The 16974-nt window shown below is 35.6% G+C and carries 14 protein-coding genes; all 14 read right to left on the bottom strand.

What is annotated here, in order from left to right:
- Positions 1 to 1215 carry a type II secretion system F family protein gene (locus VXN63_RS01205; protein WP_327756148.1) on the bottom strand — a complete coding sequence of 405 codons (1215 nt, stop codon included), beginning with the start codon at positions 1213 to 1215 and terminating at the stop codon, positions 1 to 3.
- Between the two features lie 12 nt (positions 1216 to 1227).
- A complete protein-coding gene (locus VXN63_RS01200; RefSeq protein ID WP_327756147.1) occupies positions 1228 to 2259 on the bottom strand; it encodes a type IV pilus twitching motility protein PilT in 1032 nt (343 codons plus the stop codon).
- Positions 2260 to 2268: 9 nt separating this feature from the next.
- A complete protein-coding gene (locus VXN63_RS01195; protein ID WP_327756146.1) occupies positions 2269 to 3888 on the bottom strand; it encodes a GspE/PulE family protein in 1620 nt (539 codons plus the stop codon).
- 26 nt (positions 3889 to 3914) lie between these two features.
- Complete coding sequence (locus VXN63_RS01190; RefSeq protein ID WP_327756145.1) at positions 3915 to 5429, bottom strand: DUF7305 domain-containing protein; 1515 nt, start codon at positions 5427 to 5429, stop codon at positions 3915 to 3917.
- Between the two features lie 4 nt (positions 5430 to 5433).
- On the bottom strand, positions 5434 to 5865 hold the full coding sequence (locus VXN63_RS01185; protein ID WP_327756144.1) for a prepilin-type N-terminal cleavage/methylation domain-containing protein: 432 nt from the start codon (positions 5863 to 5865) through the stop codon (positions 5434 to 5436).
- Positions 5858 to 6331, bottom strand: coding sequence for a hypothetical protein (locus VXN63_RS01180; protein ID WP_327756143.1), 474 nt, complete (start codon positions 6329 to 6331; stop codon positions 5858 to 5860). Before VXN63_RS01180 ends, VXN63_RS01185 begins: the two co-directional genes overlap by 8 nt.
- Entirely contained in the window at positions 6291 to 7853 is a 1563-nt protein-coding gene (locus tag VXN63_RS01175; protein ID WP_327756142.1) for a GGDEF domain-containing protein, read from the bottom strand. Before VXN63_RS01175 ends, VXN63_RS01180 begins: the two co-directional genes overlap by 41 nt.
- Before the next feature lie 517 nt (positions 7854 to 8370).
- Complete coding sequence (locus VXN63_RS01170) at positions 8371 to 10173, bottom strand: sensor domain-containing protein (protein ID WP_327756141.1); 1803 nt, start codon at positions 10171 to 10173, stop codon at positions 8371 to 8373.
- A 545-nt stretch (positions 10174 to 10718) separates the two neighbouring features.
- On the bottom strand, positions 10719 to 11435 hold the full coding sequence (gene ftsE / locus VXN63_RS01165) for a cell division ATP-binding protein FtsE (protein ID WP_327756140.1): 717 nt from the start codon (positions 11433 to 11435) through the stop codon (positions 10719 to 10721).
- Between the two features lie 36 nt (positions 11436 to 11471).
- Positions 11472 to 12257 (bottom strand): flagellar hook-basal body protein, encoded by a 786-nt coding sequence (locus tag VXN63_RS01160; protein ID WP_327756139.1) that lies wholly within the window; start codon positions 12255 to 12257, stop codon positions 11472 to 11474.
- 10 nt (positions 12258 to 12267) lie between these two features.
- Positions 12268 to 13035 carry a flagellar hook-basal body complex protein gene (locus tag VXN63_RS01155; protein WP_327756138.1) on the bottom strand — a complete coding sequence of 256 codons (768 nt, stop codon included), beginning with the start codon at positions 13033 to 13035 and terminating at the stop codon, positions 12268 to 12270.
- Positions 13028 to 13744 carry a sigma-70 family RNA polymerase sigma factor gene (locus VXN63_RS01150; RefSeq protein WP_327756137.1) on the bottom strand — a complete coding sequence of 239 codons (717 nt, stop codon included), beginning with the start codon at positions 13742 to 13744 and terminating at the stop codon, positions 13028 to 13030. The genes VXN63_RS01155 and VXN63_RS01150 overlap by 8 nt, the downstream gene beginning before the upstream one ends.
- 27 nt (positions 13745 to 13771) lie before the next feature.
- Entirely contained in the window at positions 13772 to 15856 is a 2085-nt protein-coding gene (gene flhA / locus VXN63_RS01145; RefSeq protein WP_327756136.1) for a flagellar biosynthesis protein FlhA, read from the bottom strand.
- Positions 15857 to 15879: 23 nt separating this feature from the next.
- Positions 15880 to 16947 carry a flagellar biosynthesis protein FlhB gene (flhB, locus tag VXN63_RS01140; RefSeq protein WP_327756135.1) on the bottom strand — a complete coding sequence of 356 codons (1068 nt, stop codon included), beginning with the start codon at positions 16945 to 16947 and terminating at the stop codon, positions 15880 to 15882.
- Positions 16948 to 16974: the final 27 nt, after the last annotated feature.

The raw sequence follows: 16974 nt of genomic DNA, 5'->3' as shown, positions 1-16974 counted from the left end.
TTAAAATGTCTCAAATAATGAAAACATTGGAATAATAATCGAAAGAACGATTGCTCCAACGATTGCAGATAAGAAAACGATTAGTATTGGTTCTATGAGTGACTGCAACTTGTCAGATGCCTCTTCCAATTCTCGATCATAAACTTCTGCTACTTTATGCAGCATCTCATCTAATGCCCCACTTGATTCGCCCACCGTAATCATCTGTGTGATCAAGTTTGGAAACATCCAATGTTGTTTCATGGGTATTGACAATGATTCTCCTCTTTCAAGAGACTGTTTACTTTCCAGTAATACCTTTTTCACTACTCGATTACTCATAACATTTGAAGTAATGTCGACAGCTTCTAAAATCGGAACCGAGCTATTCAAGAGAGAACTTAATGTTTGTGTCATCCTAGCCAGAATCGATTTCTGAACAAACATTCCAACAACTGGGACTTTGAGCAAAATACCATCAATAATAAAAGCAGTTGATTCTCGCTTAGTCAATTCTTTAAAGATATAAACGACTAAGATTCCTGACAAGATAATGATCCACCAGTAACGTTGCGTAGTTTCACTAAGATTCAAAACAAATTGAGTGTAGGCAGGTAATTCTTCTCCAAAACTCAAAAATAAGTCAGCGAAAATTGGAACGATAAATACAAGCAAGAATATTGTAATCATAATAGCCATCGCACCAACAACCGCTGGATATGTTAAAGCTGTTGATACTTTCTGTTTTAATCTATGTTGTTTCTCATAGTAATCAGCCATTCTTTTCAGTACATCATCCAAACGGCCACTAGCTTCTCCAGACTGGATCATATTTACAAGCAAGTTAGGAAATAATTTGGGATATTTTCTCATGGCTTCAGATAAAGAAATGCCTTCTTTAATTTGAAGAGCAATTTGTTCAAGAGCTTCACGAAGGGGTTTGTTATCAATTTGCTTTGATAAGATTTCTAAAGCATCCAGTAAAAGAATACCTGAATCGATCAACGTAGAAAACTGTCTAAGAAATAAGACAAAATCTTTTGATTTGATTGGTTTACCTATATAAATATCTTTATAGAGTGCAGAATTTAGCTCTTTGATACTATAGACAATTAAATTAAGCTGTTCGAGTTCAATTAAAGCCTCTTTTTTATCTTGAGACTCTAACTTTCCTTTGACAAGTGTCCCGTCATTTCTTTTCGCCTTGTAAGCATACATTGTCATAAAATAATTCACCCATAATCTTTCTTAAACGTTCGAATAAGGAAGGAGTTCAACTGAATTGATTAGCCCTTCTTGCGACTTTAATTTCATATCCATTTCCATTGTATGCATCCCTTGATCTCTTGAGGTCTGCAAGGTGTTTGGTATTTGATGCATCTTTTCGCTTCTAATCAAATTCTTGATTGCTGCGTTGTTAATTAGCATTTCTGTGCAAGCAATCCTACCGGTGCTTCTCGCTTTAGGAAATAATCTTTGTGATAAAATACCGACTAGTATATTGGCTAGTAACGTACGCACCTGGTCTCTTTGATGTGCTGGAAAAACGTCAATCATGCGGTCGATCGTACTGGAAGCGTCTTGCGTGTGTAATGTACCTAAAACTAAATGGCCCGTTTCAGCTGCCGTAATGGCTGTTGAAATGGTCTCTAAATCTCTGAGTTCCCCAACAAGAATAACATCCGGATCTTGTCTTAGACTGGCTCTCAACCCATCTTTGAACGATAAAGCATCAAACCCGATTTCTCGTTGAACAATGATGGACTGATTATGAGAATGCAAATATTCAATCGGGTCTTCTAAGGTAATAATATGCCGATTCATATTTTGATTCATGTAGTCAATCATAGCCGCGAGGGAAGTACTTTTTCCACTCCCAGTTGGACCCGTTACCAATATAAGTCCGTGAGGTTTTTTTGCTAGTTCTTTCAATATATTTGGTAGTCCTAAATCGTCCAGTGATGGAATCTCTTTAGATATGATTCTAAAGGCTATAGAGAGCGCATTTCTTTGGTAAAAGACATTCACCCGAAATCTTGAGATGCCATTAATTCCATAAGAAAGATCTACTTCTCTATTTCTCTGGAGATCTTCCCATAATTTTTCAGTGAGCATTTCTTTGACAATCACTTCTAAATCATCTGGCATTAATTTTTTTTCTGTTTTCTGCGGAATCAATCTACCGTCTATACGATAAACCGGCTCAGAACCTGCGGTTAAGTGAATATCTGAGGCTTCTTTGTAATAAGCTGCTGTCAGTAGTTGATGTAAATATTCCATTGTATCCCTCTAATCTAATGTTGCGACTCTTAACACTTCTTCAATCGTTGTAAATCCTTTTTGAACTTTATCTAATCCATCATCAATTAAAAATGGAATTTGTTTGTTTTCTACATATTGCTTAATTTTTTGAAGAGATGCATGATTCATCATCATTTCTTTCATATGGTCGTCGATAATGATCAATTCGTGAATAGCCATTCGGCCTCTATAACCAGTAAACCTGCATCGATTGCATCCTTTACCTAAGCAAATTTCTTCAATTTCACTACCTCTTTTTTGAAAAATTTCTTTCTCTATTTGAGTAGCCGCTCTTTTGTACTGACAATCTTTACAAACCTTCTTGACCAATCGTTGCGCCATGATTCCAGATAGCGAAGAAACAACCAGATAAGGTTCTACACCCATATCAAAAAGTCTTGGAATAGCTTCAATTGCACTATTCGTGTGTAACGTACTGAATACAAGGTGACCTGTCAGAGAAGCGCGAATACTAATATCTGCCGTTTCTCTATCTCGTATTTCACCGACCATGATGATATTCGGATCTTGTCTCAAAATAGACCTGAGTCCGGTCGCAAAATTCAGCCCAATACTTGAGTTCACTTGTACTTGATTAATGCCATCGAGTTGATACTCGACTGGATCTTCAATCGTCAAGATATTGACATGAGCGTTGTTCAATTCATTGATTGATCCGTAAAGTGTGGTCGACTTTCCAGAACCGGTAGGACCGGTAATCAGTACTAAACCAGAAGGTTCTTGAATGATTTTTCTATATTCTTCGAGCGTACCATCAGTCAAATCCAAATCATTCAATTTCTTGAGGACATTTGTTAAATCAAGGATTCGGATCACAATTTTCTCACCATATACCGTAGGCAATGTAGAAATCCGTAAGTTGATTGATTTCTCCATAATCGTCAAGCTGATTCGACCATCTTGAGGCAGTCTACTCTCTGTAATGTTCAAACCAGCAAGTATCTTGATTCGAGCTATTAAAGATTTTATAGCAGACTTTGGTAAAGTTCTTTCGTTTCTTAATACTCCATCTACTCGGTATCGTACGTTGACTAAGGTTTCGGTCTGGTCGAGGTGAATATCAGAAGCATGCATCGTTACACCAGCTTCAAGAATCTGATCAAATATATTAACTGCAGAAGCGTTAAATTCGTCTTCTATCAATTCAGAGCTTTCATCGTAATCATATAAATGATTGACAGTTTGTAAAATATCATCTTTAGTCGCAATAACAGGCTGTACACTGAATCCAGTTGAAAGTTCTAGATCTTCAATCGCATAGAAATCTAGCGGATCATGCATTGCTACAATCAAGCGATGTGCTTCTTGTTTAATTGGGAGTAAAACATTTTCTCGAGCAAACTCTTTAGAAATCAAATCAATCAGACTAGTGTCAATTGGATACTGGTAAAGAGAAATACTTTCTAGCTTTAGCTGAATTTCTAAAACATCCAGCAACTCTTTTTCAGTGATATACTCTTGTTCTACTAGTGCATCTCCAAGCTTTTGATTCTTTTTCTTCAATTCAAGAACTTTGACGATATCTTCCTCGGTGATTAAATTTGCTTCTTTTAAAAGATCGCCAAGTTTTTTTCTTTGAGTAGCCATATAGTATCTTCCTCTACTTATTAATTCTATTTTTCTATTGGAGCATTACCTTTAATAAGATCGCTTTTTATATTATCGGACTGTTTATTAGAACCATTATCAAAAATATTTAAATCGACAATTGGTCTCCCATACTTTATTTCTCCTGCTCCAGATAATACAACCCGATTACCAATGACAGTTCCTTCTATACTTCCACTTCCCGAAAAATCAAAGTCAGCTAAGGGAGCAATTACAGTAGCTTTTGTAGATGTACCGCCATTATGAATCACCTTTGGTCCACCGCTTATCAGTAAACCATTAATTCCATTAGCGGAGTTAACGTTTACGACCGCACTTTTTACAAATATGGAGCCATTTACAATGCCCCCGTTCATTAGAAACTCATCTGTACCTGCATATAAAATTTTGAGTTGCTCAGTTTTGCCGTTTTTATTAAGATTGCTATCACCACTAGAATTTAGATTAAACTTATTCTTTACATAAAAAGTAATTGAGCCTCCACCGGTTATCTCTAAACTTCCTCTATTGAGATTCAAATAATCTACTACAATCGTAATATCTTTCCCCATAGTATTTATCTTAAGTGGCACATCGCTATCAACTTTGAACTCTTTAAAAGAACTATTTCTAGCTACTTCAAAGATATAATTCTTATTGTTAAAAATCCAACTATTATAATAGAAAGAACCTTGATTTATAAACTGATGTTGATTACTTCCATCGGAAGATGATATTATTTCGTTCGGCAATGATTCATATGATGGGACATTGGGAAATGTTTTAGCAAACTCATAGTACGATTTCCATGGTATATCAATGTTATTTTGCTTCAAAAAGGGACCGTTTTTTTCTTGAAATCCAGTATTTTTGTGAGGAATGTCTAATAGCTTATTTTCTTTTTCAATATTTTTTACGAACGTGAATCCTTTGTTTATAGAAGAGCCGCCGTTCATTACAATCGATTTAGCTTCTAAAGAATCAAAATATACATCTCCTATGATCTTCCCGCTACCAGTCAATTCAATTTTGTTCTTCACTATCGCTGCTGCATTCTCAGGTAATGCCGGCAATCCGCCGCCTTGATTCTTTTCTGTATAACCAACGGTAAAATCTTTAGCAACTGTTCTTTTAGAATTTCCAATCTCCCCTTCTGAAGTCAATGTGTATGTTCTCGGGTTTCCTGAAGACACTTTTTGAATAGAGACTTTTGAAGAAGGGGTTTCTCCAAACTGAGTAGCATACCCATTTGAATTTTGACCTTCTAATTCTTTAAAAGACTGTTCAATTAAAGCATAAAAAGTGTCTTGATTTGTATTCAAGTCATATGTAGTTTTGACAACAGACTCAACACCTTCATATTTTTCATTTAAATCAGCTTCTGCAATATAATATGCTGAGACTGAATCTCTATTATTAGCGGTCAATCGATAACTCCCAAGGGTGACAGTGGCCAGTGCTGCTGCTAAAACAGCTAGTACCATTAAGACCATCAATGTCAAAACTAAACCTGATCCTTGTTCATCTTTTAATTTAGACACTGAGTCACCTCCTGAAATAGATTGTAGTAGAGATTTCTTCAATTGGACGATTTTTTTCTGAAAGGCTTTCTATTTTTAGTTCAATACTCTCTTCTGTTAAAGAAACATCGAAACTGGCAATTTGATCACTAATCATTCCACCGTTTTTTCTCAAAGTAGTTCCTTCTATTGAATAAGTATTTTTACCAATTCGTAACTGATCGCCATAAGATATTTCAGAAGGAACTGTTTGACGAACATCTTTTTCAATAGATGAAAGTGCAAATCGGATATCACTAATTTGAGATATTTGGTCCGTTTGGTCAGAAAATTGCTTCTGACCAAACAAATGAATTGATCCCGCAAGTACAATCACCAAAGACAATAGTGCGAGCGTTGCGAGTAATTCAACTAAAGTAAACCCCTCTTGAGAACATACTTTTTTTAGTTTATTCATCTAGCTGACCTACTTTAAAAGGTATTTTATTTTCAAGCTGGATGACTGTTTTACCATCTTTTGATCCCTCTAAGAAAAAGTTTATTATATTCGGTTGTTTTGAAGTTTTTGAATCAGGAAGCGTTATATTTAATACATAAGAAATTCCATCTTCTTGATAAGTATAGGATCTTTTCAAGCCTTTACTAGTTGAAGATTGAGCTCTGCTTTCTAATTCTAGAATAGTTTTCTCGATGGTCAAAGTCTCGGATAGATGATAGAGATATTCCATTTGATTCTGTCCAGAGTAAGTCGCTGCAGTGACCTGTTCAGAAGATTGAGTCGCTTTCGCAGACTGAATAAAGAACGTTAAAAAAGAGGTGACGACTAAAGCTAGAATAGCGATTGAGGCTATTAATTCAACTAAAGTAGCACCTGTTTGATCTTTATAAAACCATTTCAGGCTCCAGTATTTTCTCAGGATCATCTTGTACTCCTCTAAATAATGATGCGACTCTGTTTCTACCTCTTTGTTTTGAACCGACATACATTGCTCTATCTGCAAGTGTAACCAAGTCCTTCACCCTACTGCATTGATCCGGATAAGTAGCTAAGCCGATGCTGGCAGTAATGTTTACAGTAACCAGTTCTCTTTTAGATAAATAGTTATGCGTATTAAAGTTCGATTCTTCAATCTTTTCTCTAATTTTTTCAGCGAGGACAAGCGTTTCAGCAACTGTCTTATCTGGTATGAAGAAAATAAATTCTTCTCCACCGTATCGAGCTAGTCGTTCATCTTCATACACAAAAGTACTTAATAAAATAGAAACTTGCTTGAGCAATTCATTACCTGCCTGGTGGCCATAAGTATCATTTACTTTCTTAAAATGATCCAAATCAATTATGATAATTGAAAATCGGCGCTCTGTATTGATTGTCGTAAACTGCTTCAATTCATTCTCAAAAGCTCTGAGATTTGTCAGTCCAGTCAAATGATCTGTTCGACTATTAAATTGCAGTTTTTCAAAGTTAAAGGCGTTCTCTAAAGCAATATTTAAGTAACTATGAAGGACTCTAATCGATGAAACGACATCTGAATCTTTGTAGGCGTCTCTTTTAGGATCAACCATCATTAAAAAACCGACAATTTTTTCTGCTCTTGTCACAGGTAAAACTAGAACACTTTCAGGCTTATAGCTTAAAGGGAAATCCATGGCCCATTCATCTGAAGAATTAAAGACCATCATTCTGTTACTTGACCAGGATGCTTTGATGATATCTGGACAAATTAAATATTCAGAATGTACTTGATGGATCTCTTTCGTGTCCACTTCATAATCGTAAATTTTAGTAATCTTCATGTTTTCTGATGCTTCAAAATAGCTTATTTTCTGTGCAGTAAAAATAACTGCCCAAGACTTGATGTAGTTACTTATTATTTCTTTTTGAGAATATTTTCCGGTTAACTCCAATGCCAAGTTATTGATTTCAGACAAGTGTTTGTTTTTTGCTTTAATATTAAAATAAAATTTAAATATTAAAGCAAGTGTAATCAACGGTAAAGAGGCTAAATAAATTCCAACGTAAGCATATAATTCTTCCAAATAAACTAACATAATAGCAATCGGTATAACATAAAAAATCGATAGTAACGAAAATTTTAATTCACTATCGATAATAGTAATTTCCTCTTTACAATACCAATATTTTTCCAGGAAATAGATCAATATTCTATTCATAAGTATATAAAATACTAGATAAATCGTTAAAGATAATAAGTTGAACCTTAAATTAAGGACTGAAGGTAATACTGGGTCTACAATGTAATAAACTATTCCAGAGGAGACCGATACGATCTGAAATAGTAAAAGATTCAAAGGGATTTTAAAAATATTTTGTTTATTGAGCCCGATTTTTGCTAGTACAACCATTAAAGCACTTGATGTCAATAACATTTCAGCTAAAATTCCGTAAGAGAGAAACATGGCCATTCCTACTGTATTGATCATAAAACTTGTTGTCCCTTTAATATTCATAGGAAATAATGAGATAATGATACCTAATAATAAGTATAAATAAAACGAACTTTCTGAAAATTCATTAATATTAGTTAGATTATAAGTAATGACAAATAGAGTCGGATATAGAATAAACCATATCATCCATGTGAATATTTGTTTTTTTTCCGACAACATTTCATTACCTCGTTTCTATGTTAGGAATTTATTAGCAGTATCTTTTTCTTAATAATCTTATCTTTATTAAATTATCATGTCAATAAGATAAATTTGAGTTTAAATTCACATTTAGTAAGTTTACAGTGACGGGGAATGCAAGTGTGGTGTTAATATACTAACATTGCGATATATTACGCTCGAACAGTTAATGTAGTGCTAAAATAGTTCTATCACATGATTGAGTCTATTTTGTGAATTTCCCACTATTTATTGTCATAAAAATTTATAGTCAAAAAAACTCTTCCGTAATTCCAAGATTAAAAATCTGTGGTATTACGGAGGAGCTCATTTAAGCAATATTAGCTGGTACTTCTTCAGGGTGTAATGGTTTGCTGAACAAATATCCTTGTCCATAAGAGCAATCATTTTCTTTCAAAAATTCGGCTTGATCTTCTGATTCAATGCCTTCTGCTACGATATGAAATTTGAGACTTTTACCCATTTGAATCATTGTTTTTACAAGTGAGGCAGTACTTACTGTCGTCATAATACCGTCAATAAATGATTTATCGATCTTGACGATGTCTATAAATACATTATTTAGAACACTCAAGGATGAGTAACCTGTTCCAAAATCATCAATGGCAACTTTCACACCTAAATCATGTAGTTCTTTGATGACTTTGTTTGAATGTTCTACATCTTGCATGACACTCTCTGTAATCTCAACGACCAAGTAATTAGGATCTAAATCATGGTGTAGTAAGGTCTGCCTTACCCTTTCCACAAAGAATGGATCTTCGTATTGTAGTGCAGAAACATTGACAGCTACTTCTATAAAAATACCTTTGTTATGCCAAATTTTATTTTGTCTAATCGCTTCAAAAACTACCCAGTAACCAATTTCATTGATGATACCCGACTCTTCAGCGATTGGAATGAACTCACTGGGTGGGACATTACCCAATAGCGGATGTTTCCAGCGAATCAAAGCTTCTGTACCATAGGTCTCACCGGTACTTAAACTAACCTTAGGCTGATAGACTAGATAGAGTTCATTACGAGCCAGTGCCTCTTTTAAACCAAATTCAATTCTTCTTTTTCTTTCAATTAATGCTGCATCATCCGTCATAAATACATGATAGTTATTTTTTCCATTATCTTTCACTTTATACATCGCAATCTCTGCTTGTTGGTATAACGCGAGCACATCTTGTGCAGTTTCTGGATAGCGGCTGATACCCATACTGATGGAAATATAGAACAATTGATCTTGTATAACGATTGGTTTTTTAAGCATATTAATAATTTTTTCTGCTACAAGTTTTGTTTTCTTCTCGCTAGCTTCTTCCAGTAAAAGAATGAATTCATCTTCGCTCTCTCTCGCGATAAATGTGCCTTCACCCAGTAATTCTCGCAACTTTTCTGCTATAACTACGAGTACTTGATCTCCGAGTTCTCGACCATGGAGTTCGTTAATGATTTTGAACCGATCAATATCGAGTAACATTACCGACATTTCGTTCTCAGATGATTGAAGGTTCGCTTTTTCATTAAAAGTTTTATAAAACATTTTTCTATTAGGAAGTTCAGTCAAACGATCATAATAACTTGTTTCGCGTAACCGTTCTTCTTCTAGTTTTCTTTCCGTTACATTTATTGCCGTTCCGATAAATTTCTTTATTTCACCTGAATCATCGTAAACGACATTCACAAATGTCTCAAGCCACATGATATTTTCTTCGCCATTATAAATACGGAAAACATGGGGCTTTCCTTTTTTCTCTTCCAAATGACTAATATAATTTAGGAACTCTGGAAGATCTTCTTTGTGTATTCTTTCTTTCCAGGTTTTCAACAACCTTGGATAGTCTGTTTCACTAAAATTGATGACTTTACAAACGATTCTAGAAGCCTGCAAATTTTGTTTGTTTTTATCAATTTCCCAAACGAACGCAACATCATTATTGAATACTTCTTCAAAATCTGTTTTTTCTTTTGTTAGATCAACAATTTCTTGTTTCTTTTCATTCAGTTTTTCTCTGAAATGCCATAATATGCTCAATGATAGTATCCCTAAAATGATGAGCACACTATAATAGGCTGCCCCGCCAGAGAAGAAATCTGCGAAACCCATGAATAATATATACATTATACTTCATACTCCCCTACAACTTTCTAACTGTTCAAAAAGCATATTCACTCATCTTACAATCATGAGCTCTAAGATTAACTAATTAATCGTTAAAAGTATTAAGATATTTGATTCCATTAATAATTATAAAGAATCGTGTAGTCATCGTTATTTTAGTTTAGCCATTTAATTCAGGAAGATGACTCTTAAATTAAATGGCAACAAAATTAAGGCAATTAAGCCACTATGTATACGATAAACTAGGTTTACCTATAAATGATGGTTGATACTAAAGATTACACTTATAAACGATCTTTTAGTGGACTGTTTTACTGTCTTTGACATATCACCCTCCTATAGTCTATTACACCTTATACTATCGGTCATATCATCATAAATATTAATAGAATAGTTTTATAATTATCCGCTTAACCTTCTTAAAATTTCCACTCAAGAAAGAAAGTATAACATTTTTAGGTTGAAAGAAAATACAGTTATCATACAAAATTGTGTCTGTTATATGCAAAAAGAGCGTAAAGATTAAAGCATCTTTACGCTCTTCATCAAATCACATATTGTTCACCCATACGGCTACTGAGTAATAACATCGTATGGTTTTTACTTCTATCCTTTGATACAAACCCATTATCTAATTCAACAATTCTAGAAGGTATCTTATCAAGAAACGATTGATCATGGGTTGCCATTATGACAGTAGTCCCACTCTGATTGACTTTATGTAGCAATTTAAGTATCCCGTATGCAGTGTATGGATCTAAATTACCGGTTGGTTCATCTGCTAGTAAAATTATAGGATTATGAACGATTGCTCTTGCTATGGCAATTCTTTGTTGTTCTCCACCTGAGCAGTCGCTAGGATAGTCAAATACTTTATGTTTCAACCCAACTGTTTCGAGCGCCTCAACCACTCTATCTTTTATTTCATCAACTGGATGGTCGGTGACTTCAAGGACATAAGCAATATTTTCGTAGACGGTTTTGTATTGAAGTAATTGATAATCCTGAAAGACAAATCCCATTTTCCGTCTTAGTTCATGCATTCGATTATTTTTCAGCAAAGTGACATTATAATTAGAAACAGCGACTCGCCCTTTGCTAACTTTCTCTTGTCCAAAAAGAATCTTAAGTAACGTACTTTTACCTGAACCACTCTTACCTTTCAGATAAATAAACTCTCCCGTTTCCACTTCTAAGGAAACGTTTTGTAGAGCTTTAGTACCGTCCTTATACTGTTTTGAAATATTATCCAATAAAATCATTCTCTCACCATGACCTTTATCTCATCCATAACGACATCAACTGAACTGGTTAATCAACGAAAACATTTCGTCTGTACTTCTGGTGACTTGAGCATTTAATGAATAGGCTCTTTGAGTCATCATCATATCTGTAAAAGATTGCGCTAAATCTACATTTGATCCCTCAATGAATCCGGATTGAATTGATCCAAACGCTGCCGGATTTTCTATCGAATTAAACACAGAGCCTTCTAAATCAGGCGCAATTGTAAAGCCATTACCACCATCTGGTATCAAAGCTTGAGGATTGTCTACGTTATATAGTGGAATTGCTCCGACAGATGTTAGTCCTTCATTGCCATCTTGTATCAGGATTTCGCCCGTACTACTAATTTGAAAAGTTCCTTCTGGCCAAGCTTCTGGAGGAACCGTTAAGTTAACTTCGACAATTTGACCTCTACTATTCACAATTGCTTTATTTTCATCTAATGTGAATTGTCCATCTCTAGTTAAAATTCTTTCTCCGTTTTCTCCTTCAACACTAAAGAAGCCGTCTCCATTGATTGACATAGATAAGTTACTCCCTGTTTCAACTAAAGAACCTCTAGTGAAATCTGTTCCAGTAGCGGAACTTTGTACGCCTCTATTCAAACCCATGTTCTGAACATTTCCAGAAGTGGGGACATCTACGGCTGTAATATCGTTGACGAGCAATTCTCTGAAGCTAACGGTCTTTTGTTTATATCCGACTGTATCTGAGTTCGCTATATTATGGGCAACTGTATCTAATTTAGTTTGCTGAGCTTTAAGCCCGCTTTTACTAATGCTATACGGAATATTCATACTTTCCTCCTTATGCTTTTCCGACTTCTTGAGTCGCTCGTCTAAGTGTTTCATCCATTGTTCTCAAGATTTTCTGATTTGCTTCAAATTCTCTTGAAATTTGCATCATATCACTCATTACATCAACCATATCAACATTTGACTGTTCAACATATCCTTGCATGGTCGTGAATCCAGTTCCCATAGGGACTCCGTTTTCTCCCTGGAATAAGGTATCTCCTACAGTCGTAAGATCCGACTGGTCCTGAAAATTCGTAATATAAAGAAATTGAGGTGCATTTTGTCCAGAAATTACAAACCCATCTTGGTCGATAGTAAAGTTTTCATCATTAACCGTGATTGGTTCTGTTCCGCCACCATTTTGAATGCCTAATACAGCGTACCCTTCCTGTGTAACCAGTTGGTTCTGATCATTCACAGAAAAATTACCATTTCGAGTATAGAACGTCTCTCCACCAGGACCTTGAACAGTGAAATAGCCGTCTCCAGACAAAGCAACGTCCGTTTGATTGTTTGTACCTTGAAGCGCGCCACTATCCAAATTGCGGTAAGCTTCATCTAATTGGTTACCAAAAACGATTTGTCCTGTTTCTCTTCTTAGGTTTAATTCAGGTCCTCTAGTATAATTATGTACATCAACAGCTTCAGTTGTACTTGTCACAAGGTTTTGAGACTTAAAGCCAGGTGTTGTTACATTCGCTGTATTTGTTGCAAGATTTTTTTGTTTTTCTGATAACACGTTAAAATTCTTTGATAAAGTATCAATGCCTCTAATCATTAGCGTAATCACTCTCCAGATTTTCTCTTAACTTAAGTAACGTCTTACCGTGAATCTGAGATACTCTTGGTATACTAATATCGAAAATATAAGCAACTTCTTTCATAGACAACCGTTCTACATAAATCATTTGTAACATTTGCTTTTCTCGTTCAGTTAACCGCTCTACGGCTTTAGTTAGATAAACAGACTGCTCTTTTTTCAGAATGGATTCATCTAATGAAGGGGCGCTGTGATCATCTAGTGCATCTAAAATAGTCACTTCGTTATCTGAATCTACGTTAATGACTTCATCTAATGATACATAAGCTAGCTGATGTACCGTGTCATGAATGCCTTCAAGTTCTTTCTTTGTCAAACCTAGTTTCTCACAGACCTCTATTTCAGTCGCATTTCTTTTCAGTTCCAATTCAAGTTCATCTTTAGCCTTATAATACGTATTTAATTTAGACATCCTTGAACGAGGAACTCTAGAAGTTTTTCTAATCTCATCAATTATAGCACCTTTGATTCGAATATATGCATAATTTTCAAAAGGAACTTTCTGGGTTTCATCGTAGCGATCCAGAGCATCCATTAGGCCAATTACGCCAATGTTGACCATATCTTCATGATCATAATCTCGATTTTTAATATTGATGGTATGAACGACCTTATGAACAAGTGGCATATACTGGATAACTGTCTGATTACGATCTTCTACTTTCAACTGACTTCTTCCTTTCGTCTTCATGCTTTAATTTTGAATCTCAACCATTCCAACGGTTTCTAATGCACAGTCATTTGGAACTTCGTTCAATGAAATGACAGATAATTCCGGGAAATTAAATGCGATCAGGTTCTTTATAGCTGGTCTGATTTTAGGTGCAGTCAGCAGAACGTGTGGAACGCCTTGAGCATTCAAAACGGTATGTTGTTGGTTGATACTATCGAATAGCTTGGTCACCATCTGCGGTTGAAGAACAGGTATTGAACCCGCAGATGACTTTTGAACGCTTGTACTTAAGATTTCTTCCGTTTCAGGATGAACTGTTAAAATATTTAATGTTCCTTGTTCATCAAGATGAGGTTTGATAACTGTTCTTCTTAGGGACTGTCTGACGTATTCTGTTAACGTTTCATGATCTTTAGTTGTCTGACCGTAGTCCGCTAAGGTTTCTAATATCGTTACTAGGTCGGTAATCGCGACGTCTTCTTGAAGAAGATTTTGCAAGACTTTCTGTACATCTCCTAGCTGGAGGATATCAGGTATCAATTCGTCAATAACAACATTGTATTGATCTTTGATCCCTTCAAGTAACTCTTTAACTTCTTGTCTACCGAGTAACTCATGTGCATTCTTTTTAATGACTTCTTTTAAATGCGTAATTAGAACTGTTAATGGATCTACAACGGTGAAGTCATGAAGTTCTGCCAGTTCTTTGTTTTTATCTGTTACCCAGAGCGCATCCAAACCAAATGCTGGTTCAATCGCTGGAATACCTTCAAAATCGAACGTTTCATCAGCACCACCTGGTTCTACAACTAGGAATCGATCTGTATATAATTCACCTGAAGCAATCTCGTTTCCTTTAATTTTAATGACATATTCGTTTTGACCCATTTGTAGGTTGTCACGGATTCTTATAGGATTCAGTAAGATTCCTTTTTCAAAAGATAATTGTTTCCGAACAGCTGCAATTTGATTCGTCAGATTTGATTCTTGATCTTCATTCGCTAAAGGAATCAAGCCATATCCGATTTCAATTGAAATTCTATCCACCTGGAAACTCGATACGGAGTCTTCCTCACGGATTACTGGCTGTTCGCTCTCTGTCATCTGCTGCTGCTTATCAAGATCTTCTGCATCATGTTTCTGTCCTTCATTAACTAAGTATCCTGTTACACCCAAGGCTACTGAAAGCACAAGAAATGGGAATACTGGAAATCCAGGAATAATCGCAAATGCCACCATTAATGCCGAAACAATAAACATAACTTGAGGGACATTGAAAAGCTCTCTACCAATTGTATCTCCGAAACCCTTTTGGTTGGACGTTCTGGTCACAAGAATACCGGAAGCGACGGAGATTAATAAAGAGGGGATCTGACTGACTAAACCATCACCGATCGTTAACTTACCAAACTGTTCTATCGCTTCAATAATTGTATAATTCCCTTGCATGGAGTGGATTAAAATCCCACCGATCAAGTTAATGATTGTAATGACGATACCTGCAATGGCATCCCCTTTAACAAATTTACTCGCACCGTCCATTGCACCATAGAAATTTGCTTCTCTTTCTAAATTCGTTCTTCTTGTCTTTGCTTGACCCTCATCAATAAGTCCGGAGTTTAAATCGGCGTCAATCGCCATTTGCTTACCCGGCATAGCATCTAAAGTAAATCGTGCAGATACTTCAGCCACTCGACTTGCACCATTAGTCACGACTAAGACTTGCACAAGAACAATAATAATGAAAAGTACTGCTCCAACAATATAGTTGTTACCCGCAACGAAATTGGCAAAGGTATCAATGACTTGTCCTGCATCCCCTTCACTTAAGATCAGTCGAGTTGAACTAATATTAAGCCCAAGCCTGAACATAGTTGTAACTAACAACAACGTTGGGAAACTCAAGAAATCTAAGACTGAATGGGTGAACAAGGTCAAAACGAGTATGGTAATTGCCAACGAAATATTCACTACTAATAGCAGATCCAATATAAAGGTTGGCATAGGAATCATGATGATCCCTATGATAGAAACAACAACGAATGCTATAAAGATATTCAAATAATTGCCTATACCATTCTTTCTCGTTGTTGACGCTTGATTCATCACAATTCTCCTATTCTTTACGGTTAAATTTTATTTTTTTTAAGTTTTTCTGCTTGGAATATTAAAGCAAGTATTTCTGCTATTGCCTGATATAACTCCATTGGAACGGGATCTCCCGGCTCAACATCTTTGTATAATGCTCGAGCAAGAGGTCTGTTTTCAATCATAGGTACATCATGTTCTTTAGCCCGTTCCTTCATACGTTGAGCCATAATGTCTTGCCCTTTCGCTAATACAACAGGTACGTCATCTTTTGTTTGATCATAACGAATAGCAATGGCAAAGTGAGTCGGGTTTGTGATTACAACAGTTGCTTCGTCAACATCACTAATTTTTCCACTCAACAGTTCACGATACCTCGCCTTACGTTGAGCTTTGACCTGCGGATCGCCTTCCATATCTTTGAATTCATCTTTGATTTCCTGCATAGACATCATCAATTCTTTTTTATGCGTGTACCTCTGGAAAAGATAATCTCCCACACCTAATACGGCCAAAAATATAGCGAGTACAAAGGCCAGTCTAGAAACTGTACTGATCATAAACATAAAAATTCTTGGCGTGCCTATTCTACCAGCATTCATGATCATATTTGCTGAGTCCTGAAGCGTTAATAAAGTGAATCCAATGACGATAAACAATTTGAGTAAGTTTTTGATCAATCCAAAAGCTGCTTTTTTTCCAAAGATATTTTTGAATCCAGAAATAGGGTTCAATTTCTTAAGACTGGGCTTCATAGGTTCAGCTGTAAACATAAACCCTACTTGGACTAGATTACCAATTACCGCGGTAAGAAAGGCAATAATTAGAAAGGGTGCTGACAGTACTAGAAAATAAAGCATGGCTTGTAATCCAATATTCCCTAATTCATTCTGAATGTTATCTACGTTGAATCCAATATGAAGCATATTATGTAAAAATACAAAAGAACGTTGAAATACGTAGGTAGATAAAGCTGTAAAAGCTAATGCAAAACTACCAAAGGATAAAGCTGAGGACAAATCCTGACTTTTAGGTACTTGACCTTTTTTTTTAGCGTCTCTCAGCTTCTTTGCGGTGGGTTTTTCTGTTTTACCATCTTTTTCTGACACAGCACTTCACCTCTTTTGTATGTTGGA

The organism is Marinilactibacillus sp. XAAS-LB27 (assembly GCF_036039175.1).
In the GTDB taxonomy this organism is placed as follows: Bacteria; Bacillota; Bacilli; order Lactobacillales; family Carnobacteriaceae_A; genus Marinilactibacillus.
Note: the sequence above shows the minus strand (reverse complement) of the source record. Positions and strands in the feature narration are given on the sequence as shown.

What these genes read in the sequence shown, in the direction of transcription:
- VXN63_RS01200 (WP_327756147.1), bottom strand. Translation starts at nt 2,259, where the DNA reads ATGGAATATTTACATCAACTACTGACAGCAGCTTATTACAAAGAAGCC.
- VXN63_RS01195 (WP_327756146.1), bottom strand. Translation starts at nt 3,888, where the DNA reads ATGGCTACTCAAAGAAAAAAACTTGGCGATCTTTTAAAAGAAGCAAAT.
- VXN63_RS01185 (WP_327756144.1), bottom strand. Translation starts at nt 5,865, where the DNA reads ATGAATAAACTAAAAAAAGTATGTTCTCAAGAGGGGTTTACTTTAGTT.
- VXN63_RS01180 (WP_327756143.1), bottom strand. Translation starts at nt 6,331, where the DNA reads ATGATCCTGAGAAAATACTGGAGCCTGAAATGGTTTTATAAAGATCAA.
- VXN63_RS01175 (WP_327756142.1), bottom strand. Translation starts at nt 7,853, where the DNA reads ATGATCAATACAGTAGGAATGGCCATGTTTCTCTCTTACGGAATTTTA.
- VXN63_RS01170 (WP_327756141.1), bottom strand. Translation starts at nt 10,173, where the DNA reads ATGTATATATTATTCATGGGTTTCGCAGATTTCTTCTCTGGCGGGGCA.
- ftsE (WP_327756140.1), bottom strand. Translation starts at nt 11,435, where the DNA reads ATGATTTTATTGGATAATATTTCAAAACAGTATAAGGACGGTACTAAA.
- VXN63_RS01160 (WP_327756139.1), bottom strand. Translation starts at nt 12,257, where the DNA reads ATGAATATTCCGTATAGCATTAGTAAAAGCGGGCTTAAAGCTCAGCAA.
- VXN63_RS01155 (WP_327756138.1), bottom strand. Translation starts at nt 13,035, where the DNA reads ATGATTAGAGGCATTGATACTTTATCAAAGAATTTTAACGTGTTATCA.
- flhA (WP_327756136.1), bottom strand. Translation starts at nt 15,856, where the DNA reads ATGAATCAAGCGTCAACAACGAGAAAGAATGGTATAGGCAATTATTTG.